Consider the following 20824-nt stretch of genomic DNA (forward strand, 5'->3'; position numbering starts at 1 on the left):
AGCGCCATCGCCGGGAGAGCACATTTACAACCCCTGGCAGAGATACTTCATCTCCAGGTAATCTTCGATTCCGTGTTCCGACCCTTCGCGGCCAAGACCGGACTGCTTTACCCCGCCAAACGGTGCGACTTCGTTGGAAATCAGCCCGGTATTGATACCGACCATGCCGTATTCCAGCTGCTCGGAGACGCGCCAGATACGGGCGGCATCGTTGCTGTAAAAATAGGAGGCGAGGCCGTAGATGGTGTTATTCGCCTGCTCGATGACCTGCTGCTCATCGTCAAATTTCACCAAAGCGGCCACCGGGCCGAAAATCTCTTCCTGCAGCAGCAATGACCCCGGCTGTACGTCGCCGATCACCGTAGGGGTGAAGAAATTACCGCCCAGCGGATGCGCTTTACCGCCAGTTAACAGCGTGGCGCCGCGGCTCAGGGCGTCGTCGAGCAGGGACTGCACTTTGCGCCCGGCGTCGGCGTTGATCAGCGGGCCAATCTGTACATCGGACTCGCTGCCATCGCCCACTTTCAGGGCGGCGACGCGAGCGACGAATTTATCGCAGAATTGGTCGTAGATGGCGCGATGAATATAGAAGCGGTTGACGCAGACGCAGGTTTGTCCGGCGTTGCGGAACTTGGCGATCAGCGCGCCCTCGACCGCTTTATCGATATCGGCGTCGTCAAAGACGATAAACGGCGCGTTACCGCCGAGCTCTAAGGAGAGCTTTTTGATGGATTCCGCGCACTGGCGCATCAGCACGCGGCCAACTTCGGTCGAACCGGTAAAGGAGAGCTTACGCACCCGCTCATCGCCGGTGAACACCGCGCCAATTTCTCGCGACTGGCCGGTAACGACGTTAATGACGCCCTGCGGGATCCCGGCCTGATTCGCCAGCTCCGCCATCGCCAGCGCGGTAAACGGCGTTTCGTTAGCCGGCTTAATCACCATCGTACAACCCGCGGCCAGCGCCGGGCCGGCCTTCCGGGTGATCATCGCCGCCGGGAAGTTCCACGGGGTGATCGCCGCGCAGACGCCTACCCCCTGGCGGATCACCATCAGGCGTTTATCGGCGCCGGGGGAGGGGATTATCTCGCCGTTGGCGCGTTTCCCTTGTTCGGCAAACCACTCGATAAACGAGGCGGCATAGGCGATTTCGCCTTCCGCTTCCGCCAGCGGCTTGCCCTGCTCGGCGGTCATGATCTGCGCCAGCGCGGTCTTGTTTTCGAGGATCAGGCGGTGCCAGTTTTTCAATAGCGCGGCGCGCTGGGCGGCGGTGAACGCGCGCCAGTTCGGCAGCGCGGCCGCGGCGGCATCCACTGCCTGTTGCGCTTCCGCACGCCCCATATTGGGGATCTGGCCGAGCGTCGCGCCGGTGGAAGGATTGCTGACGGCAAGCGTCGTGCCGTCGGCGGCGTCGCGCCAGCTTCCGGCAATCAGCGCCTGCTGGCGAAACAGATCTGAGTGAAACACAGACATAGCAAGCTCCTTCAACGATTACGGCTGGAACACCTGGGCGACCAGATTGTGGAAATGCGCGATCCCGTGCTCGGAGATACCGCTGCCGCTGTTATCCGCCATAATGCGCCCCTGGCCGCGATAGCCGCGGGACTTCAGCCCCTTCTGCACGCTTTCCACCAGGCGTAAATCTTCCGGGCGGAACACGTCGCGATACCACTCAATCAGCGCTTTCTGATCGTCAGTCAGCTCTTCGTTGGTGAAATAGATGTCGTAATTCTGCAGAGTGGTCTCTTCATCCACCGGGAATTCATAGATAACGGTCATCATGCCCTTGATCGGCGTGACGTTGAACATGGTGCACGGCCACAGCCAGAAACCGTGAAACGCGGCGTCGGTACCCTCTTCGAATTTAAACGACTGCTCGGACGGTTTGGCGAAGCCATACTGCAGCGTCCATTTGCCGTGCATGGTGTGCCAGTAGCGGTCAACCTGGACGGAATCCGAGAAGCCCGGGTGCGCCGGACCGCAGTGGTAACATTCCAGATAGTTATCGACGATATTTTTCCAGTTCGCCGGGGTGAGGGTGGTAAAGCGCGCCGCCAGTTTCAGATCATGCACGTCCGGACAGGCTTCCAGCACTTTGTCCTGCAGCCCCGGTAGCTGCGTTTCCACACTCTCCGCTTCCGGATTCATATTGATAAACACAAAGCCGGCATACTCTTCCAGGCGAACCGGCACTAGCGTTGCCTTTTCGCTATCGAAATTCGCCACGTTTTCGCAGTTGCGGGCGTGGGCGAGATTGCCGTCCAGCTTGAAGGCCCAGGCGTGATAGGGGCAGGTAATCACGTTTTTGGCTTTGCCCTCGCCGCTCAGTAGCTGGTGGCCGCGGTGTGGGCAGACGTTATAGAAGGCGCGCAGAATGTTGTCGCGGCCGCGGACTATAACGATATTTTCGCCGATGATCTCCCGGGTAATGTAATCGTTCGGCCGGGCGACCTCGCTGCCGTGGGCGACGCAAATCCAGCTATTGGCGAAGATGCGCTCTTTCTCGTGCTCAAACGCCTGGCTGTCGGTATAAAAACGGGCCGGAATGGTCCAGGCATCCTGCGGATTAGCGCAAAAGTTAATCGGCAGGGTGAAGTCAGGGCTCAAATTGCTCATGTAGGGTCTCCTTGTGATTATTGTCAGTAAGAGGTTTTACAGCGACTGGCCGTCGCCTTTGAGTACCGCGCCAACCGGCAGCGTCTCGGCTTTAATAATGGGCTCGGGGGTATGGGTTTCTATCTGATGGACCGGAACGTGGGCGTAGTCCTGTTTTAACCAGCGCACGAAGCCGCCGGTTTTAATCAGTAAAATGGCCAGGAACGGTAGGGCGGTCAGCACCACGGTAGTTTTCATGGTCTCAAGCGAAGCGCCGGTAAACAGAATCGACAGCGGGATGAGGGTGATCACCACGCACCAGAACAGGCGCATGCCGCGATCCGGATCGTCGCCTTCGCGCAGGTTGCGGGTACTGGTCGCCGCCATGGTGTAGGCCACCGCATCCATGTGCGAGGCGAGGAAAACAATCATCACGAACAGATAGGCGGCGAGGAACAGCTTACCTGCCGGCAGCGACATCAGGACCTGCTGGACGGCGGTTTCGCCGCCGAGAGTCTGCATCACCTGTGGTACGTTAATCACGCCGTTAACGAACTGGTGCATGGCGTAGCTTTCCATCACCCCGAAGAAAAACCAGCAGCCGGCGGTGCTACCGAGGAGCAGTCCCCAGATCACCTCTTTGATTTTGCGCCCGCGGGAGACGCGGGTGACGAACATCGCCACGCCTGGGGTGTAGGAGATCCACCACAGCCAGTAGAAGACGGTCCAGTTGCGGGTAAAGGCGCCGTCGCCGAGCGGGTCGGTAAACAGGCTCATCTGCAGGAAGTTTTGGGTCGTCAGGCCGACGGCGTTAATGATGTTATTGGTGATGAATTCGGTCGGGCCAACCAGTAATACCACCAACGGCAGCAGAAACGCCCCCCAGCCGACCATTTTGCTCAGGCGCTGCAGGCCGTTGTTGATGCCAATCCACGAACTCATGCAGAAAATACCGCCGGAGAGCAGGATCACAAATGCCTGCATGGTGAAGTTATCCGGCAGTCCGGTCAGCGCTGACAGGCCGCGGGTGAAGGTGGCGGCGGTGACTACCAGCGAAATGGTTAACGCGCCGACGGTAGCGATCAGGAACATCAGATCGACCAGACGGCCCCAGAAACCTTGCGGATTAACGCCGGTGATCGCCGAAACGATCCCGGAGAGGCTGAGGCCTTTATTTTTCCGCACGTGGAAGTGATAGGCCATGATCAGCGAGGCGAGGGTATAGGTTGCCCAGGCGCTTACGCCCCAGTGGAAGAAAGAGTAAGGGATGCTGTATTCCAGCGCTTTCGGCGATTGCGGGGCAATGTTAAGGCCCGGGGTCTGGTAGTAATAAGCCCATTCGGCAACGCCCCAGTACAGCGTGGAGGAGCCGAGACCGGCGCAGATAAACATAAACAGCCATGAGAGGGTACTGTATTCGACTTTACCTTCGCCGAGACGGATATTGCCGTATTTGCTGGTGGCCAGATACAACACCAGTCCCAGCGCCAGCAGCACCAGTACCTGTACCGTGGAACCCAGCAGGCGGGTCACGCCGTTAAAAATCGAATCAGCCGCCTGCGCGGTTTGCTGGGGGAAGAGACTTAATGTAGCGGCGATGAAAACAATGGCCGCCAGGCTGATGGCAATCAGCGGCACATCTTTTTTCTTTACGTTGCTCAACATGAGTGATCTCCTGGGCATGATTGCCCGTCGGTGGCTTTAGCCTGTCGTTGTTATCACGCTGTAGGGTCAGGGTTCGTAGCAAGATGCTATTAACAATTGGATTATTTCTTCGTTACATGAATTAAACAATTGGCCGTTTCGTGAAGCAATAAAACACGAAACGGAAATAATAAAAGGTGAATTGGCGCAGGTTCTGTCCTTTCAGGAATTAATAAAGTTCACCGCTGTGATGCGGTTCACTTGTCAATCGTGGGGGATTCTGCATAGCGAAAAGAGAGGGGCGTTGGCGGACCAGGCGCGCGGGTTTTCCCGGGTAGCGGCTGCGCCTTACCCGGGCTACTTGCTGTGCCGTTTTTTGCCGGGTAGCGGCTGCGCCTTACCCGGGCTACTTGCTGTGCCGTTTTTTTTGCCGGGTGGCGGCTGTGCCTTACCCGGCCTACACACTACATTATCGTGCGATTGTAGCCCCGGTAAGCGCAGCGCCACCGGGGAGCGGCGGGGTAATTACGCCAAAATGGCCTTGCAGATAGCCTCGCTAACCTGCTGCGTTGAGGCACTGCCTTTCATGTCCGGAGTTTTCGGTCCGCAGGCGATCGTCTGCTCAATCGCCGCCAGAATGCCATCGTGAGCGGTGTGGTAGCGCTCATCGCCGTTGCCGAGGAAATCGAGCATCATCGCCCCGGCCCAAACGGTGGCGATCGGGTTGGCGATATTTTTACCGTAAATATCCGGCGCCGACCCGTGAACCGGTTCGAACAGCGACGGGAAATTGCGCTCCGGATTGAGATTGGCCGACGGCGCAATGCCGATAGTGCCGGTACAGGCCGGGCCGAGATCGGAGAGAATATCGCCGAACAGGTTGGAGCCGACCACCACGTCAAAACGCTCCGGCTGCAGCACGAAGCGGGCACACAGGATATCGATATGCTGCTTGTCCCAGCGAATTTCGGGATAGTTTTTGGCCATCTCTTCCACCCGCTCATCCCAGTAGGGCATGCTGATCGCCAGACCGTTGGATTTGGTTGCGGAGGTCAGCGTTTTGCGTGGGCGGCTTTTCGCCAGTTCGAAGGCGTAGCGCAGGATCCGGTCCACGCCGCGGCGGGTAAAGACCGACTCCTGAATCACCACTTCATGCTCGGTGCCTTCATTGGCGCGGCCGCCAAGGGCGGAATATTCGCCTTCGGTATTTTCGCGCACCACGTAAAAATCAATATCGCCGGCCTTTTACCCGCCAGCGGGCAGGGGACGCCGGGGAACAGGCGCACCGGGCGCAGGTTGACGTATTGATCGAACTCGCGGCGGAACTTCAGCAGCGACCCCCACAGCGAAATGTGGTCGGGAACGGTATCCGGCCAGCCGACGGCGCCGAAGTAGATAGCATCGAAGCCCTGCAGCTGCTCGCGCCAGTCGTCCGGCATCATCTTGCCATAATGGGCGTAATATTCGCAGCTTGCCCACTCCATCTGCTCGAAGCTCAGCGACAGATCCCAACGCTGTGCGGCGGCTTGCAGCACGCGAATCCCTTCAGGCAGAACTTCTTTGCCAATTCCGTCACCCGGGATGGCGGCAATACGACAGGTTTTTTTCATTCCGGTTCTCACTTTTTAACGATGATGTTTGACCACCTGCCTATCCTATAATTGACTGGTTCATAATTAATCACGCTAACTGGTGAAACATAAAACACAGATCATGAATAATCTGCCGCTGCTAAATGATTTACGCGTCTTTATGCTGGTCGCTCGCCGGGCCGGGTTCGCCGCCGCCGCCGAGGAGCTTGGCGTATCGCCGGCGTTCGTCAGCAAGCGGGTTTCGCTGCTGGAGCAAACCCTGAATGTGATGTTGCTGCACCGGACCACCCGTCGGGTCACCATTACCGAAGAGGGGGAGCGGATCTATGAATGGGCGCAGCGCATTTTGCAGGATGTCGATGAGATGATGGATGAGCTTTCCGACGTGCGCCAGGTGCCGCAGGGAACGCTGCGTATTATCAGTAGCTTCGGCTTTGGCCGTCGGGTTGTCGCCCCGGCGCTGTCGGCGCTGGCTCTCCAGTACCCGCAGCTGGAGCTGCGTTTCGATGTCCAGGACCGGCTGGTGGATTTAGTCAATGAAGGGGTGGATCTCGATATTCGCGTCGGCGACGATATCGCACCGAATCTGATTGCCCGCCAGCTGGCGGCCAATCACCGCGTACTCTGCGCCTCGCCGCAGTTCCTTGCCCGCCATGCGCCGCCGAAACAGCTGAGCGATCTGGCCGCGTTACCCTGCCTGGTGATTAAAGAGCGCGATCATCCGTTCGGCGTCTGGCAATTGCATAGCAAAGAGGGCCAGCACGCCATCAAGGTAACCGGGCCGCTCTCCTCCAACCATGGTGAAATTGTGCATCAGTGGTGTCTGGACGGGCAGGGGATTGCGCTCCGTTCGTGGTGGGACGTCCGGGAGAATATCGCCAGCGGACATCTGGTGCAGGTGCTGCCGGACTACTGGCAGCCGGCCAACGTCTGGGCGGTTTACGTCTCCCGGCTGGCGACGTCGGCCAAAATCCGCACCACCGTGGAGTTTCTGCGCCACTACTTTCAGCTGCACTATCCGCAGCATGAGCCGACGGCCAGCGCCGTCGGCAGAGGCGATTAAACCCCAAGGCGGTCGCGCAGGCTGTAGTAGGCGGCGCCCATGGCGGTAAAAGGAATGCGCAGGCTGCGGCCGCCCGGGAACGGGTAGTGCGGCAGTTTGGCGAAGGCGTCGAAACGCTCGGCGTCGCCGCGCAGCAGCTCTGAAATCAAGCGTCCGGCAAGGTGGGTACAGGTCACGCCGTGGCCGCTGTAGCCCTGCATGTAGTAAATATTGTTATCGAGACGCCCGAACTGCGGCATCCGCGACAGGGTTAGCAGGAAGTTGCCCGTCCAGCGGTAGTCAATCTTCACCCCCTGCAGCTGCGGGAAGGTTTTCAGCAGTTTCGGCATAATCAGCCGCTCCACGTCGTCCGGATCGCGCGCGCCGTAGACCACGCCGCCGCCGTACAGCAGACGGTTGTCGCCGGTCAGACGGTAGTAGTCCAGCAGGTAGTTACAGTCTTCCACACAGTAGTTTTTCGGGATCAGCGAGCGGGCGACCTCTTCCGACAGCGGAGCGGTAGTGACCACCTGGGTGCCGCACGGCATGCTGCGTTTCGCCAGCTCCGGCTCCAGTTTATCGCCGAGATAGGCGTTGCCGGCGACGATCACGTAGCGCGCGGTGACCTGGCCGCGCGCGGTGCTGACCACCGCCGGGCTGGTGTGCTGGATGCGGGTGACCGGCGACTGCTCATACACCCGGCCGCCGTTCAGGCGAATGGCATCCGCTTCGCCGATGGCAAGGTTCAGCGGGTGAATATGGCCGCCGCTGTGGTCGAGCAGGGCGCCGACGTAGCGGTCGCTGTCCACTTCGCGACGAATGGCCTCTCTGTCCAGCAGCTCCAGCTGGGTGTTGCCGTAGCGCTCCCAGTTGGCTTTCTGCTCTTCCAGGGTTTCCAGCTGTTTATGGTTCATCGCCACGAACAGGCCGCCCGGGCGGTAATCGCACTGGATCTGATACCGCTGGATGCGTTCGCGGATGATATCGCCGCCTTCGAACATCATGCTGCCGAGCATTTTTGCCGCATCCGGGCCGTAGTTCTTTTCAATGACGTCGATATCGCGGCTATAGGAGTTGACCAGCTGACCGCCGTTGCGGCCGCTGGCGCCGAAGCCGATGCGCGCCCCTTCCAGCACCACCACGTCGTAGCCCATTTCGGCCAGATGCAGGGCAGACGAGAGGCCGGTGTAGCCGCCGCCGACGACGCAGACGTCACAGTTGATGGATCCCTCCAGCGTCGGGAACGGTTCATACTTGTTGGCGCTGGCGGCATAGTAGCTAGTGGTATGTTCAGTCATGATCAAGACTCCAGGGCAATCCAGATGGTTTTCAGTTCGGTGAATTTTTCCAGCGCGTGCAGCGATTTATCGCGCCCGTTGCCGCTCTGCTTGTAGCCGCCGAACGGAACGGTCATATCACCATCGTTATAGTTGTTGACGAAGACCGAGCCGGCCTTCAGGCGGCGGCTCATGCGGTGGGCGCGGGAGAGATCGCGGGTCCACACCGCGGCGCCCAAGCCGTAGTCGCTGTCATTGGCGAGCTTTAGCGCCTCTTCTTCGCTTTTGAAGCGGGTCACCACCAGCACCGGGCCGAAGATCTCTTCCCGGCTGAGGGTTGATGCCGGGTCGACGTCAACGAAAATGGTCGGGCCAACGGCGGCAGGCCACGGGTTTTTCCGTCCGTCGAGGAACAGGGTGCTTTGGCTTTCGCCGCCGCGAATAAAGCTATGCACGTTGTCGGCATGGGTATTGTCAATCAGCATGCCCATGGTGGTGTCCGGATCGAGCGGGTTGCCCGGCTGCCAGTGTTGCGCCTCAGCTTTCAGCCGCGCCAGGAACTCGTCAGCGATGCTCTCCTCGAGCAGCAGACGGGTCCCGGCGATGCACACCTGTCCCTGGTTGTAGAAGATGCCGCCGGCGGTGGCGCGAACCGCTTGTTGCAGATCCGGGCAATCGGCGAAGACAATGTTGGCGCTCTTGCCGCCCGCTTCCAGCCACACGCGCTTCATATTGCTGTCGCCGGCGTCTTTCAGCAGCTGCTTGCCGGTGCGGGTGGAGCCGGTGAAGGTGATGACTTCAACATCAGGATGCAGGGCCAGCGCCTGCCCGGCCTCGTGGCCAAAGCCGCTGACCACGTTCAACACGCCGTCCGGCAGGCCGGCCTCTTTCGCCAGCCCGGCCAGACGCAGGGCGGTAAGCGGCGATTTTTCCGAGGGTTTGAGGATTACGCTATTGCCTGCCGCCAGCGCCGGGCCGAGTTTCCAGTAGGCCAGCAGCAGCGGGAAGTTCCACGGCACCACCGCGGCGATCACGCCAATTGGTTCGCGAACGATCATCGCCAGCTCGTTGCTGCCGGTGGGGGCCACTTCGCCATAGACTTTATCCAGCGCTTCGGCATACCAGCGAATGGCGCGGGCGGCGCCGGGAATATCGTCGCGCAGGCTGTGGCGAATCGGCTTGCCGGTATCCAGCGTTTCCAGCAGCGCCAGCTCTTCACGATGGGCCTCCATCAGATTAGCAAAGCGAGTGAGGATCGCTTTACGCTGTGCGGGGGAGGCCTGCGACCAGTCGCCGTTATCAAAAGCCTGGCGCGCGGCTTTCACCGCCCGTTCGACGTCGGCTTTTTTACCGCGGGCGACCTGGGCTAATGTCTGCTGCGCGGCGGGGTCGATAGTCTCAAAGGTGGTATTATCGGCCGCGGCGCAATATTCGCCGTTAATAAATAAGCGCGTTTCAATGGCCAGGTTTTTCGCTTTTTCCTGCCAGTAAGCCAGGTGCTGAAAATTCATCATGACTCCTTAAAAACATTATCGGCAAATTAATCAGTGCGGCGTTTTCAGGCTGCACGGGGGCACTGCGCCGGGCGCAGGGCATAGCGTATCCCCGGAGTTGAATACCGTTTTATTCTCCTGATTTTTGACGGGTTGTTTGCAACCCGAATTATTCAGGAGCGAGTCGCCATTCACTGGCGTTAATTATTTCAGGGCCAACAGGAAATAATATTCCGTACGGCGCAGACGTTATTACTACGAGTTCTTCGCCGCGACGAAAATAGATTTTCCGTCGCGACAGGCCTGAAGTAAGCCTGAACTTCGTTCAGGCGAAATAATCAGAATGTGGTGGGGGTGTGGGCACTGATGATGCGGCAGATGCCTGCCGAGGTGTTGCTGAAGCTGTGCGGAATGCCGGTATTAATGGCATAGCTCTGTCCAGCCACCAGGTGGTACGACTGACCGTTAATGGTCAGCACGATCTCACCTTCCAGTATGGTGCCTATCTCCTCACCCTGATGCTTAATCCTCTCCCCGGTCGTGGTTCCAGGCTGGTAAGTTTCAAAATCATCGCCAGCGTACGGTTCGGATTTCCGTTATGAACCAGCTTCATGGAAACGCCCTGACTTCCCATCTCAATCAGGTCATCCTGATTAATGACCACCTGGGGTTCGTCCGGCTTTTCGGGTTCAGAAAAGAATTCCGAGAGCGACAGCCCATAGACTTTCAGCAGCTTTTGCAGCGTACTGATGGCAGGACTGACTTTATCCTGCTCTATGGTGCTGATGGCACTATGTGTTAACCCAGACAGTTCGGCGGCACGACGCTGTGAGAGACCCAGCTGTTGGCGGATCTCTGACAGACGTTTCCCTGGCGCCAGTCCGTCATCGCTCATATTTGCATTTCCTTAACGGTAGTGGTCAGCGCCGCCGCTTTTCAGCATGATGGCCCTGACAGGCGGTGATAAAACCATCAAACAACATACGCGACAGGGCGTATTCGCTACTGTTCCATTCTGGATGCCACTGTACGCCCAGCGCGAAAGGATGATCGTTCACGCTGACCGCTTCCACCAGTCCATCCGGCGCTCGCGCCTCCACTCGCAGCTGCGGACTGAGGGTTTTTGCCCCTTGCCCATGTAGCGAGTTTACCCAAAACGTGTTGCAGCCCGGTATCAATTGCGACAGCAATCCTCCTTCCTGAACCTCAACCTGATGGGACGGCGCATACTGCTGCTCGACGGGCAGTTCAGGATCTTCGCGATGTTCAAGGAGCTCAGGCTGCTCGAACAGACGACGATACAGAGTCCCGCCGGTGGCGACAACCAGTTCCTGCAGTCCACGACAGATGGCGAAAATGGGGATGCGCCTTTCGAGCGCGGCGTTAATCAGCGCCATGCTCAGAAGATCACGCCCGGGGTCGGCGTCAGGCTCATCGCCGTTTTCACCATAAAGGTGCGGCTGCACGTTGCTGGGGCTGCCTGGCAGGTAGATCCCGTCCAGTTTATCAACGACCACGTTCAGTAGCTCCGGCTCCGCCAGCGCATGCGGCAGGGCAATCGGCAGTCCGCCGGCGTTAACAATTGCATTCAGGTACTTTTCTTGCAAGGTCTGGGTCTGGTGACCCTTAAGCCTGTTTCTACACATCACGACGCCAATAACTGGCTTGTACATTATATTTTCCATGATCGCCCTCACAAAGTGGACTAAATTATGACCGCTATAGCGGGTTTAACGGCCATATCGTTCAATATTTTCTCAATCTAGCAGTGGAAATAGCCCTTTGCAAACTTAATTTAACATTTGACAAACAATTTATTTGCATACACAGTCGATGGGGTGGACATTATATTTAACGGTCTGAGTGCAGGACCGAAACCCAACCAACGGCGGTGAATCATGGAAACCAATATCGTAGAAGTTGAGAATTTTGTTCAGCAAACGGAAGAGAGACGGGTTAGCGCGTTCGCGAAAGAAGTGAAGCGCTACCTCGAAACCTACCCTGATACCCAGTATGTCGATGTCCTCCTCACTGACCTGAACGGCTGCTTCCGCGGCAAGCGCATCCCGGTTGCCGGCCTGAGCAAACTGGAGAAAGGCTGTTATTTCCCGGCCTCGGTGTTTGCGATGGATATTCTCGGCAATGTGGTGGAAGAGGCCGGTCTGGGCCAGGAGATGGGCGAGCCGGATCGCAGCTGCATCCCGGTACCCGGCACCTTAACCCCTTCGGCGGCTGACCCACAATCGATAGCCCAGGTACAGCTAACCATGGTTGATGAAGATGGCGCTCCCTTTGACGTTGAGCCGCGGAACGTACTCAACCGCCTCTGGCAGCAGTTGCGCCAGCGCGGGCTGTTCCCCGTGGTAGCGGTAGAGCTGGAGTTCTATTTACTGGACCGCAAACGCGATGCCGAAGGCTACCTGCAGCCGCCGTGTGCGCCGGGCACCGACGATCGCAACACCCAAAGCCAGGTCTATTCGGTCGATAACCTTAACCACTTCGCTGACGTGCTCAACGACATCGACGAGCTGGCCAAACTGCAGCTGATCCCCGCCGATGGCGCGGTGGCGGAAGCCTCGCCGGGCCAGTTTGAAATCAACCTTCACCATACCGATAACGTGCTGGACGCCTGCGATGATGCGCTGGCGTTAAAACGTCTCGTGCGTTTGATGGCGGAGAAGCATAAGATGCACGCCACTTTTATGGCGAAGCCTTATGAAGAGCATGCCGGCAGTGGGATGCATATCCACATCAGCATGCTGAACAATAAAGGGGAAAACGTGCTGGTGGACGGCGATGGGGAAGACTCTGCGCTGCTCAAACGCGCGCTGGCCGGGATGATCGATCTGATGCCGGCCTCGATGGCGCTGCTGGCGCCGAACGTGAACTCGTATCGCCGCTTCCAGCCGGGGATGTACGTCCCGACGCAGGCTTCGTGGGGGCATAACAACCGCACCGTCGCGCTGCGTATTCCGTGCGGCGAGCGGCAGAACCACCGCGTGGAGTATCGCGTCGCGGGGGCGGACGCCAACCCGTATCTGGTGATGGCGGCGATTTTTGCCGGCATTCTGCACGGGCTGGATAACCCCCAGCTGCCTTTACAGGAAGAGGTGGAAGGTAACGGTCTGGAACAAGAGGGCCTGCCGTTCCCGATCCGCCAGAGCGATGCGCTGTGGGAGTTTATGCAGAACGATCACTTGCGTGAGCGCCTCGGCGAGCGTTTCTGCCATGTTTTCCATGCCTGTAAGCATGATGAATTACTGCAGTTTGAGCGTCTTATCACAGAAACCGAAATTGAGTGGATGTTGAAAAACGCCTGATGGTCGCCCCGCGAGGGGCCCATAAGTTTGGTAATCAGTAGCATCATACGGCCTGAGCGGAGCCTGGCCGACGTTTTTGCTGGGAGCCCAGCCATTTCCCGGATGTCGCGTTAAGGAGCGCAGGCGGCAACGGGGCTTCAGTTAACGACACAGTGTGTGACGAGGAAATGAGATGATGCAGATGTTCAAATATCCGCAGGGAGAGGGAGGCCGCTCAGGCCGCATTGGATGCCAGCCAGCTACCGCTTACCGGTCCGTCTTACCCTTTTATCTATGCCTTACCCCTTTGCTAAGCAGGTTTGTCACGCGGACGTTGGGCCCGCAAACTGTTAACAGCAAGAGGGGTATGGGCGATGGCTATTAATCCTCCGGCACATAACGCCGCTCAGGCGGGCAGACCGCGTCTGCGTAAATCCCTCAAACTCTGGCAAGTGGTGATGATGGGGCTGGCCTATCTGACGCCAATGACGGTGTTTGATACCTTCGGCATCGTCTCGGGCATCAGCAATGGCCACGTTCCGGCGTCTTATCTGCTGGCGCTGGCTGGCGTGCTGTTCACCGCCATCAGCTACGGCAAACTGGTGCGTCAGTTTCCGGAGGCCGGTTCCGCCTATACCTACGCGCAAAAATCCATCAGTCCGCACGTCGGCTTTATGGTCGGTTGGTCGTCGCTGCTGGATTATCTGTTTCTGCCGATGATCAACGTCCTGCTGGCGAAGATCTATCTCTCGGCCTTGTTCCCCGAAGTGCCGCCGTGGGTGTGGGTAGTGACCTTTGTCTCTATTCTGACCGCCGCGAACCTGAAAAGCGTTAACCTGGTGGCCAACTTCAATACCCTGTTCGTGCTGGTGCAGATTTCGATCATGGTGGTGTTTGTCATTCTGGTGGTGCAGGGGCTGCATAAAGGCGAGGGGGTGGGTACCGTCTGGTCGCTGCAGCCGTTTATCAGCCAGAATGCGCATCTGATCCCGATTATTACCGGCGCGACCATTGTCTGCTTCTCGTTTCTCGGCTTCGACGCGGTGACCACCCTGTCGGAAGAGACCCCTGACGCCGCGCGAGTGATCCCGAAGGCAATTTTTCTCACCGCGATGTACGGCGGCATTATCTTTATCGTCGCGTCGTTCTTTATGCAGCTGTTCTTCCCGGATATTCATCGCTTTAAAGACCCCGATGCCGCGCTGCCGGAGATTGCGCTGTACGTGGGCGGCAAGCTGTTCCAGTCGATTTTCCTGTGCACCACCTTTGTTAACACCCTGGCGTCCGGCCTGGCCTCCCATGCCAGCGTCTCCCGTCTGCTGTACGTGATGGGCCGCGACAACGTCTTCCCGGAGCGCATTTTTGGCTATGTGCATCCGAAATGGCGTACCCCGGCGCTGAACGTGATTATGGTGGGCATCGTTGCACTGTCGGCGCTGTTCTTCGACCTGGTGACCGCCACCGCGTTGATTAATTTCGGCGCGCTGGTGGCCTTCACCTTCGTTAACCTGTCGGTGTTCAACCACTTCTGGCGGCGCAAGGGGTACAACAAAACCTGGAAGGATCGACTGCATTATCTGCTGCTGCCGATGGTCGGGGCGTTGACGGTCGGGGTATTGTGGATCAATCTCGAGGCCACCTCCCTGACGCTCGGCCTGGTGTGGGCGGCGCTTGGTCTGCTGTACCTGACTTATCTGACCCGACGCTTCCGCAAACCGCCGCCGCAGTTTGATGCCGCTAAAGCGGAGCAGGCCTGGGAGTCATAGGTTCTGAGGCATAAACTGAACGAAGGCAGGCCCGCAGGCCTGCCTTCGTGTTGGCTTCGGTAAGGGACAGTACAGGACGGTAAAGAAATCAGCAGAAAACGGTGGGGAACGGAAGGTATTATTTCTTCTTTTTATGGACAGGTAACTGACTGGCGCGCCGCTCTTTGAGGTACGACACCAGGCTGTAGATGGCGACGCCCAGCAGCGCCACCGCGACGATAAAGAGAATAAGACCCGACATAGACCAACCTAATATTCTGTTTGGAAAGGGAAAAAGATACAGGGCTCTGTGTGAAGATAACATCGGGATATGTCTGAAAGATGACGCCTCATCGCGAGAATATCCGGCGGCGGGGTTGTGATAAAATATTTCCCGCAGGGATGTGACCGCCTGGGTTTCACCTGAAATGGCGTAACACTCCGTTAAGTGATTTTACAGAAGTGCGGCCTATAGCGAGTTACGCTGACCGCGAATAAGAACGATCTGAGAGTCAGTCATGTATAAGAAAACCCTCAGCCTGCTGGGCGTAGCGTTGGCGCTGTCTGCCTTCGCCAGTCAGGCTGAAAGTGAACGTCAGGCGAGCCGCGAGCGGATCGTGGAGCAGGTCCTCAAGCCGTGTGAAGGCAAAAAGGCGGGCGATAAGGTGGTGATTACCGATCGCCGCGGCGGCGAGCACGAGGCGATCTGTACCCTGACGGCGGTTCCGCTACCGGAGTAGCGCCCGCCGCACGGTGCCGCTTATCGATACCGCGGCGCAGGCTGTCCGGTTCGCGCACTGGTAAACAGCGCCAGTCTGGACTGCTCAAAAGTCTCCCACAGTCCCAGGTCATGAACCGGTGGTAAGGTGACCTGTTCCCCCATCTCCAGCCCCCTGAGAGCGGCGTCAACCAGATCCTCGGTGGTCATTACCGTGCCGCTGGGCAGAGCGTCCAGCGCCACGCCGGAGGTCGGCCACAGATCGGTAGCGGTCGCCGCCGGCAATACCGCCTGAATACGCACGCCGCTGTCGGCAAACTCCTCCTGCAGGCCGCGGGTGAAGCTCAACACCCAGGCTTTGCTGGCGCTGTAGACTGCGCTGCCCGGCAGCGTATGCAGCGCGAGGATAGAGGCAATATTGATCAGCGTCCCCCGGCGTCGTGGGGTGAAAGCGGCCAGCGCGGCATAGCTCAGACGCAGCAGCGCGGTGGTGTTGAGCGTATGAATCGCCTGGTGCTCGCGTGGCGTACTGGCGAGAAAACCCGCCAATTTCGCGGTGCCGGCGTTGTTAATGAACAGGTCGATGGCGGGATCCTGCTGCAGACGCTGCTCTACGGCGGCAATCCCGTGCTCTTCGCTAAGATCGGCTTTGAGGATGCTTGCCTGGATGGCGTAGCGCGCCTGCAGCTGGTCGGCGAGCGCCTGCAGACGGTCTTCACGACGGGCGGCGAGGATCAGGTTGTAGCCGCGGGCGGCGAGTCGTTCGGCATAGATCGCGCCGATACCTGAGGACGCGCCGGTGATAAAAGCTGTGTGCGATGGTTGGGTCATGAGAAATGCCTCGTAAAAGGTTGCATTATTAAACCAAATTCAGCATGAGATATTAGGTTTAATAATGCAACCATTTTGCCAGGACTTTTTCATTTTTGCTTGTCGCGGGCAGCGTTTAGTTGTTCAGCGGGATAGCGATGGTGATGTCCGCCGGGGCCAGCTCACGGCCATCTGCCGCCTGCAGGACCAGCTTACGCAGGGGCTGGCGCTGCTGGCGGTCAATGAGCCGGGTCGCCGGTTCGTCAGGATCGAACAGATAGTCGTCTGCCCACTGGGAGAGGGCGACCAGCACCGTCTGCAGGGCACGGCCCTTATCGGTCAGGACATACTCCTGCCAGGCGCTGCCGTCGGAGGCCGGCTGCAGGCGCAGGATGCCTTCATCCACCAGCATTTTCAGCCGCCCGGCGAGCATGTTTTTGGCGATACCGAGGTTTTTCTGGAATTCGCTAAAACGGCGCACCCCGCGCAGAGCATCGCGGACGATCAGCAGCGACCACCAGTCGCCGATAACGTCGAGGGAGCGGGCGATAGGGCAACAGCTGTTTTCCAGACGGGTACGTTTCACGAAAGCCTCCAGGTTAATTGTTTCATTATAAAACTCTTTGCCTGGCAGGGGAAATTTTCGGCTACGGTCTAAGTTTGCGAGCGATTACCAGGAAAAATGTCATAAATCCGGCACAATTAACGCGATGATAATAAATGACTAAGGATGAAGGGATGAAAAAACGTCTACTTGCCGCCGCCGTTGCCGGCGCGGTGATGTTATCCGCTGGCGCTCAGGCGCAGGACACGGCCGCCCCGGAGGGGTATCAGCTGCAGCAGGTGCTGATCATGAGTCGTCACAACCTGCGTGCGCCGTTGGCCAATAACGGCAGCGTGCTGGAGCAGTCCACCGCCAAGGCCTGGCCGCAGTGGGATGTGCCGGGCGGCCAGCTGACCACCAAAGGCGGTGTGCTGGAGGTGTATATGGGCCACTATATGCGCGAATGGCTGGCGCAGCAGAAGCTGGTGACCAGCGGCGAGTGCCCGCCGGAAAACGCGGTTTATGCCTACGCTAACAGCCTGCAGCGCACCGTCGCCACCGCGCAGTTCTTTATCACCGGCGCGTTCCCGGGCTGCGGCATCCCGGTGCATCACCAGCCTCAGATGGGCACCATGGACCCGACCTTCAACCCGGTTATTACCGACGACTCCCCGGCGTTTCGCGAGAAAGCGCTGCAGGCGATGGAAAAAGAGCGCCAGGGAATGCAGTTGACCGAGAGCTACAAGCTGCTGGAGACGATGATCGATTACCGCAACTCACCCTCCTGCAAAGAGAAGAAGGTCTGTTCCCTGAGCGAGGGTAAAGATACCTTTAGCGCCGGTTATCAGCAGGAGCCGGGAGTGTCCGGACCGTTGAAGGTGGGCAACTCGCTGGTAGACGCCTTCACCCTGCAATATTATGAAGGCTTCCCGAAAGATCAGGTGGCGTGGGGGGAGATCGCCAGCGATAAGCAGTGGCAAGTGCTGTCGAAGCTGAAAAATGGCTATCAGGATAGTCTGTTTACCTCGGTGGCGGTGGCGCAAAACGTCGCCAAACCGCTGGTTAAATATATCGATAACGCGCTGGTGGGCGAGGGAGCCAGCAAGGCGAAAGTCACGCTGCTGGTGGGACACGACTCGAATATCGCTTCGCTGCTCACCGCCCTGGACTTTAAGCCCTATCAACTGCCCGGCCAGTATGAGCGCACTCCTATCGGCGGCAAACTGCTGTTTCAGCGCTGGCATGACAGCGCCGGCAATCGCGATCTGATGAAGATTGAGTATGTCTATCAAAGTACCGAGCAACTGCGTAACGCCGACGCGTTAACCCTGCAGGCCCCGCCGCAGCGGATCACTCTGGCGCTTAACGGCTGTCCGGTTGATGACCAGGGATTCTGCCCGCTGGAGACCTTTAAAAAGGTGATCAACGAGGCGGCGAAATAACGAAAAAACCCGGAGCACTCCGGGTTTTTTTTAGCAGGTTAGGGTGAGCCCAGGTGGGGATAAACCTCCTAGACGTTTTTACGCTCAATCGTCTGTTCGCCCCAGAACAGGCTGTCTTTATCGGTTTTGGCAAAGGCCAGCGCCAGCACTTCGTCGCTGCCTTCCTCCCAGATTTGCTCCGCCAGTTTTTCATCGTAGTGGGCGACTTCGAAAATCGCCTCGGCAATTTCCGGCGAGGTGTTACGTAAACTTGCCCATTCGCCGACGCGATGTGCTTTTGCTTCTTGAGTTGGCATAGTGCTCCTCCTGCAGAAGATTAGCCGTGCAGTTTAACGGCCAGTTTGGCGACATGTTCACCCTGATAGCGGGCGATGGCTAACTCTTCCTCGCTCGGCTGCCGCGAGCCGTCGCCGCCGGCGATGGTGGTTGCGCCATAAGGGGTACCGCCGCGTACCTGGGAAATATCGAATAGCTCCTGGGCGCCATAGCCGATCGGGACGATGATCATGCCGTGGTGGGCCAGCGTCGTCCAGGTCGAGGTAATGGTTTGTTCCTGGCCGCCGCCGGTACCGGTTGAGCTAAATACGCTGGCGATTTTGCCATACAGAGCGCCGGACGCCCACAGACCGCCGGTTTGATCGAGGAAAGTACGCATCTGACCGGACATGTTGCCGAAGCGCGTCGGGGTACCAAAGATGATGGCGTCATACTCTGCCAGCTCCTGCGGCGTGGCGACGGGCGCGTTTTGCGTTTTCCCGCCTGCTTTGGCGAATGCTTCAGCCTGCATGGTTTCCGGCACGCGCTTCACAACCACCTCAACGCCGTCCACCCGGTTCGCCCCATCGGCGACGGCGTGAGCCATGGTTTCAATGTGTCCATACATGGAATAATAAAGCACCAGAATTTTAGCCATTTCCATCACTCCTCGGTTGCATTATAAGCCAGCAAAATAGCTGGTACCTTTAAAGATAAAGCCTCCGCCGGAGAGTGCAAATCCAACGGGCATTTGTTTGATTTATAACAAAATGACAAAGCGTTATTTACTTTTCCTTGCACCGCGCGGCCTGAAAGGGAATTGAAGGAGGAAGCGTTGCGTCTGCTATTTTGGCCGCTGCGGCGAGGATGTAGCATCAGGATACATTTTTGCTGACTATTTTTTCTTCGCCAGCAGAGTCGGTTAGGAGCTGTTGGCGGCGCGAGGAAGCTTTTTTCGCCCGGCTTTGTTTCTGGATGTTACATTCGCCGCCGTCAGCCGCAGTCATTCACTAACCTTATAGATACGCGGCAGGACAGCGGCGTTGCCGCTCCCGCGTAATGCACTATGATGTCTAACCTAATGGAGGTCAGTAATGGCAAACCATCGTGGCGGTTCCGGCAACTTTGCTGAAGACCGTGAAAGAGCATCAGAAGCAGGACGTAAAGGTGGCCAGCATAGCGGGGGGAATTTTAAAAATGACCCTCAGCGCGCCTCAGAGGCTGGCAAAAAAGGGGGTAAAAACAGTCATGGTAGTCGTGAAAGTTAACGCGCGACTCGCACTGTTCTCTTTGATGCGGTGTTAATCTCCCCGACCCAACCGCATCGCCCTCGCCGCCGGCATCTGCCGGCGGTTTTTTATCTGTCGGTGGTTGCGCTCCCGCCGGGCGGATTGCACACTGGTCGCCCGTTAATCGTCATGGCTGTCTTATGTCTTCGTTAAAATTCTCCGTTAGCCGCCAGGAAGCGCTCCTTATCATGATCACCATGTTCTGGGGAGGGACGTTCCTTGCCGTACAGTACGCGGTGAGCCTTAGCGGGCCGCTGTTTTTTGTCGGTTTGCGTTTTGCGACCGCCGCGCTGGCGGTGGGCCTGCTTTCGCTGCGCACTCTGCGCGGTCTGACGTGGCTGGAAGTGAAGGCCGGGGTAGCGATTGGCGTGGCGATTGCGCTGGGGTATGGCCTGCAGACCTGGGGACTACAGACCATCTCCAGCAGTAAATCTGCCTTTATCACCGCGATGTATGTACCGCTGGTGCCGCTGCTGCAGTGGCTGTGTCTGGGACGTATGCCGGGGGTGATGTCCTGCGTGGGGATTGTGCTGGCCTTTATTGGTTTAATTCTGCTGGCCGGGCCGGAAAATAATCTGCTGGCGCTTGGCGTGGGGGAGATGATCACTCTGGCAAGCGCGGTGGCGATCGCGGCGGAGATTATCCTTATCAGCGCCTGGGCCGGAAAAGTCGATGTCCGCCGGGTGACGGTGGTGCAGCTGGCGACCGCGTCGCTGGTGGCTTTCGCCGCCATGAAGCCGGCGGGTGAATCGGTGCCGTCGTTGACGCCGGCCCTGCTCGGCGTCGCGCTGGGGCTGGGGATTTTCAGCGCGATCATTCAGGTGACCATGAACTGGGCGCAGCGCAGCGTCTCGCCGACGCGGGCCACCCTTATTTATACCGGTGAACCGGTATGGGCCGGTATTTTTGGCCGGCTGGCCGGTGAGCGTCTGCCGCTGCTGGCCCTGCTCGGCTGCGTTTTGATCCTCGCGGGAGTGCTGGTGAGCGAGCTGAAGTGGAAGCGCAAGTCGCCGCCGCAGGTTTCCACAAACGACGATGCGCAGCCGCTCGCTGACCTGGCCGATCGCCGCGAGCCATAA

Annotated in this window: 22 protein-coding genes and 2 other annotated features; of the genes, 6 read left to right on the forward strand and 16 right to left on the reverse strand. The window is 58.3% G+C overall.

What is annotated here, in order from left to right:
- Positions 1 to 24: 24 nt before the first annotated feature.
- From KPHS_18850 to KPHS_18890, 5 genes are all read right to left on the reverse strand, one after another.
- Positions 25 to 1473, reverse strand: coding sequence for a putative aldehyde dehydrogenase (locus KPHS_18850; RefSeq protein YP_005226185.1), 1449 nt, complete (start codon positions 1471 to 1473; stop codon positions 25 to 27).
- An 18-nt stretch (positions 1474 to 1491) separates the two neighbouring features.
- Positions 1492 to 2616, reverse strand: coding sequence for a putative di(mono)oxygenase subunit alpha (locus KPHS_18860; RefSeq protein YP_005226186.1), 1125 nt, complete (start codon positions 2614 to 2616; stop codon positions 1492 to 1494).
- Positions 2617 to 2652: 36 nt separating this feature from the next.
- A complete protein-coding gene (locus tag KPHS_18870; protein YP_005226187.1) occupies positions 2653 to 4260 on the reverse strand; it encodes a BCCT family transporter in 1608 nt (535 codons plus the stop codon).
- Between the two features lie 504 nt (positions 4261 to 4764).
- A complete protein-coding gene (locus KPHS_18880) occupies positions 4765 to 5388 on the reverse strand; it encodes a putative tartrate dehydrogenase (RefSeq protein YP_005226188.1) in 624 nt (207 codons plus the stop codon).
- Positions 4765 to 5849 (reverse strand) — a sequence feature (potential frameshift: common BLAST hit: gi|152969571|ref|YP_001334680.1| putative tartrate dehydrogenase). (Overlaps the previous gene by 624 nt.)
- Positions 5382 to 5849 (reverse strand): putative tartrate dehydrogenase, encoded by a 468-nt coding sequence (locus KPHS_18890; RefSeq protein YP_005226189.1) that lies wholly within the window; start codon positions 5847 to 5849, stop codon positions 5382 to 5384. It overlaps the preceding feature by 468 nt. The genes KPHS_18880 and KPHS_18890 overlap by 7 nt, the downstream gene beginning before the upstream one ends.
- Before the next feature lie 82 nt (positions 5850 to 5931).
- Between KPHS_18890 and KPHS_18900 the strand changes: the two genes are divergently transcribed.
- Positions 5932 to 6894, forward strand: a complete 963-nt coding sequence (locus KPHS_18900; RefSeq protein YP_005226190.1) for a putative LysR-family transcriptional regulator — start codon at positions 5932 to 5934, stop codon at positions 6892 to 6894.
- Here KPHS_18900 and KPHS_18910 read toward each other — a convergent pair.
- The 5 genes from KPHS_18910 to KPHS_18950 all read right to left on the reverse strand — a co-directional run bounded on the left by KPHS_18910 (position 6891) and on the right by KPHS_18950 (position 11316).
- The gene (locus tag KPHS_18910; RefSeq protein YP_005226191.1) at positions 6891 to 8171 is read right to left on the reverse strand and encodes an oxidoreductase; all 1281 of its coding nucleotides are present in this window, start codon (positions 8169 to 8171) and stop codon (positions 6891 to 6893) included. The two genes, KPHS_18900 and KPHS_18910, sit on opposite strands and share 4 nt — an antisense overlap.
- A 2-nt stretch (positions 8172 to 8173) precedes the next feature.
- Entirely contained in the window at positions 8174 to 9661 is a 1488-nt protein-coding gene (locus KPHS_18920) for a gamma-glutamyl-gamma-aminobutyraldehyde dehydrogenase (RefSeq protein YP_005226192.1), read from the reverse strand.
- Between the two features lie 320 nt (positions 9662 to 9981).
- Positions 9982 to 10122 carry a DNA-binding transcriptional repressor PuuR gene (locus KPHS_18930; protein ID YP_005226193.1) on the reverse strand — a complete coding sequence of 47 codons (141 nt, stop codon included), beginning with the start codon at positions 10120 to 10122 and terminating at the stop codon, positions 9982 to 9984.
- Positions 9982 to 10538 (reverse strand) — a sequence feature (potential frameshift: common BLAST hit: gi|336249665|ref|YP_004593375.1| DNA-binding transcriptional repressor PuuR). It overlaps the preceding gene by 141 nt.
- A complete protein-coding gene (locus tag KPHS_18940; RefSeq protein ID YP_005226194.1) occupies positions 10146 to 10538 on the reverse strand; it encodes an HTH-type transcriptional regulator PuuR in 393 nt (130 codons plus the stop codon). Its footprint overlaps the feature before it by 393 nt.
- Positions 10539 to 10563: 25 nt before the next feature.
- Complete coding sequence (locus KPHS_18950; protein ID YP_005226195.1) at positions 10564 to 11316, reverse strand: gamma-glutamyl-gamma-aminobutyrate hydrolase; 753 nt, start codon at positions 11314 to 11316, stop codon at positions 10564 to 10566.
- A gap of 225 nt (positions 11317 to 11541) precedes the next feature.
- Between KPHS_18950 and KPHS_18960 the strand changes: the two genes are divergently transcribed.
- Positions 11542 to 12963 (forward strand): putative glutamine synthetase, encoded by a 1422-nt coding sequence (locus KPHS_18960; RefSeq protein YP_005226196.1) that lies wholly within the window; start codon positions 11542 to 11544, stop codon positions 12961 to 12963.
- Positions 12964 to 13316: 353 nt separating this feature from the next.
- The gene (locus KPHS_18970; RefSeq protein YP_005226197.1) at positions 13317 to 14708 is read left to right on the forward strand and encodes a putative amino acid/amine transport protein; all 1392 of its coding nucleotides are present in this window, start codon (positions 13317 to 13319) and stop codon (positions 14706 to 14708) included.
- A 118-nt stretch (positions 14709 to 14826) separates the two neighbouring features.
- Here the strand turns inward: KPHS_18970 and KPHS_18980 are convergent, their stop codons facing one another.
- Positions 14827 to 14949: a small membrane protein gene (locus KPHS_18980; RefSeq protein ID YP_005226198.1), complete on the reverse strand. Its 123-nt coding sequence runs from the start codon at positions 14947 to 14949 to the stop codon at positions 14827 to 14829.
- A gap of 256 nt (positions 14950 to 15205) precedes the next feature.
- On the opposite strand from KPHS_18980, the gene KPHS_18990 reads away from it, so the two are divergent.
- Positions 15206 to 15427, forward strand: a complete 222-nt coding sequence (locus tag KPHS_18990; RefSeq protein ID YP_005226199.1) for a hypothetical protein — start codon at positions 15206 to 15208, stop codon at positions 15425 to 15427.
- Positions 15428 to 15447: 20 nt separating this feature from the next.
- Here the strand turns inward: KPHS_18990 and KPHS_19000 are convergent, their stop codons facing one another.
- Both KPHS_19000 and KPHS_19010 read right to left on the reverse strand, forming a co-directional pair.
- A complete protein-coding gene (locus KPHS_19000; protein YP_005226200.1) occupies positions 15448 to 16236 on the reverse strand; it encodes a putative short-chain dehydrogenase/reductase in 789 nt (262 codons plus the stop codon).
- Positions 16237 to 16351: 115 nt separating this feature from the next.
- Positions 16352 to 16801 (reverse strand): transcriptional regulator, encoded by a 450-nt coding sequence (locus tag KPHS_19010; RefSeq protein YP_005226201.1) that lies wholly within the window; start codon positions 16799 to 16801, stop codon positions 16352 to 16354.
- Positions 16802 to 16935: 134 nt separating this feature from the next.
- On the opposite strand from KPHS_19010, the gene KPHS_19020 reads away from it, so the two are divergent.
- Entirely contained in the window at positions 16936 to 18201 is a 1266-nt protein-coding gene (locus KPHS_19020) for a glucose-1-phosphatase/inositol phosphatase (protein ID YP_005226202.1), read from the forward strand.
- 68 nt (positions 18202 to 18269) lie between these two features.
- On the opposite strand, the gene KPHS_19030 is transcribed toward KPHS_19020, so the two are convergent.
- The 3 genes from KPHS_19030 to KPHS_19050 form a co-directional block, all read right to left on the reverse strand.
- On the reverse strand, positions 18270 to 18497 hold the full coding sequence (locus KPHS_19030) for a hypothetical protein (protein YP_005226203.1): 228 nt from the start codon (positions 18495 to 18497) through the stop codon (positions 18270 to 18272).
- 20 nt (positions 18498 to 18517) lie between these two features.
- Positions 18518 to 19114, reverse strand: a complete 597-nt coding sequence (locus KPHS_19040; RefSeq protein YP_005226204.1) for a TrpR binding protein — start codon at positions 19112 to 19114, stop codon at positions 18518 to 18520.
- A gap of 217 nt (positions 19115 to 19331) precedes the next feature.
- Positions 19332 to 19463: a hypothetical protein gene (locus KPHS_19050; protein ID YP_005226205.1), complete on the reverse strand. Its 132-nt coding sequence runs from the start codon at positions 19461 to 19463 to the stop codon at positions 19332 to 19334.
- Between the two features lie 470 nt (positions 19464 to 19933).
- On the opposite strand from KPHS_19050, the gene KPHS_19060 reads away from it, so the two are divergent.
- Positions 19934 to 20824: a DMT family transporter gene (locus tag KPHS_19060; RefSeq protein YP_005226206.1), complete on the forward strand. Its 891-nt coding sequence runs from the start codon at positions 19934 to 19936 to the stop codon at positions 20822 to 20824.

Origin of the sequence: Klebsiella pneumoniae subsp. pneumoniae HS11286 (assembly GCF_000240185.1) — a bacterium.
Lineage (GTDB): Bacteria > Pseudomonadota > Gammaproteobacteria > Enterobacterales > Enterobacteriaceae > Klebsiella > Klebsiella pneumoniae.

Excerpts from the sequence above, each read along its gene's own strand:
- KPHS_18850 (YP_005226185.1), bottom strand. The coding sequence starts at position 1,473 with ATGTCTGTGTTTCACTCAGATCTGTTTCGCCAGCAGGCGCTGATTGCC.
- KPHS_18860 (YP_005226186.1), bottom strand. The coding sequence starts at position 2,616 with ATGAGCAATTTGAGCCCTGACTTCACCCTGCCGATTAACTTTTGCGCT.
- KPHS_18870 (YP_005226187.1), bottom strand. The coding sequence starts at position 4,260 with ATGTTGAGCAACGTAAAGAAAAAAGATGTGCCGCTGATTGCCATCAGC.
- KPHS_18890 (YP_005226189.1), bottom strand. The coding sequence starts at position 5,849 with ATGAAAAAAACCTGTCGTATTGCCGCCATCCCGGGTGACGGAATTGGC.
- KPHS_18910 (YP_005226191.1), bottom strand. The coding sequence starts at position 8,171 with ATGACTGAACATACCACTAGCTACTATGCCGCCAGCGCCAACAAGTAT.
- KPHS_18920 (YP_005226192.1), bottom strand. The coding sequence starts at position 9,661 with ATGAATTTTCAGCACCTGGCTTACTGGCAGGAAAAAGCGAAAAACCTG.
- KPHS_18940 (YP_005226194.1), bottom strand. The coding sequence starts at position 10,538 with ATGAGCGATGACGGACTGGCGCCAGGGAAACGTCTGTCAGAGATCCGC.
- KPHS_18950 (YP_005226195.1), bottom strand. The coding sequence starts at position 11,316 with ATGTACAAGCCAGTTATTGGCGTCGTGATGTGTAGAAACAGGCTTAAG.
- KPHS_18960 (YP_005226196.1), top strand. The coding sequence starts at position 11,542 with ATGGAAACCAATATCGTAGAAGTTGAGAATTTTGTTCAGCAAACGGAA.
- KPHS_18970 (YP_005226197.1), top strand. The coding sequence starts at position 13,317 with ATGGCTATTAATCCTCCGGCACATAACGCCGCTCAGGCGGGCAGACCG.
- KPHS_18980 (YP_005226198.1), bottom strand. The coding sequence starts at position 14,949 with ATGTCGGGTCTTATTCTCTTTATCGTCGCGGTGGCGCTGCTGGGCGTC.
- KPHS_18990 (YP_005226199.1), top strand. The coding sequence starts at position 15,206 with ATGTATAAGAAAACCCTCAGCCTGCTGGGCGTAGCGTTGGCGCTGTCT.
- KPHS_19000 (YP_005226200.1), bottom strand. The coding sequence starts at position 16,236 with ATGACCCAACCATCGCACACAGCTTTTATCACCGGCGCGTCCTCAGGT.
- KPHS_19020 (YP_005226202.1), top strand. The coding sequence starts at position 16,936 with ATGACTAAGGATGAAGGGATGAAAAAACGTCTACTTGCCGCCGCCGTT.
- KPHS_19030 (YP_005226203.1), bottom strand. The coding sequence starts at position 18,497 with ATGCCAACTCAAGAAGCAAAAGCACATCGCGTCGGCGAATGGGCAAGT.
- KPHS_19040 (YP_005226204.1), bottom strand. The coding sequence starts at position 19,114 with ATGGCTAAAATTCTGGTGCTTTATTATTCCATGTATGGACACATTGAA.
- KPHS_19050 (YP_005226205.1), bottom strand. The coding sequence starts at position 19,463 with ATGACTGCGGCTGACGGCGGCGAATGTAACATCCAGAAACAAAGCCGG.
- KPHS_19060 (YP_005226206.1), top strand. The coding sequence starts at position 19,934 with ATGATCACCATGTTCTGGGGAGGGACGTTCCTTGCCGTACAGTACGCG.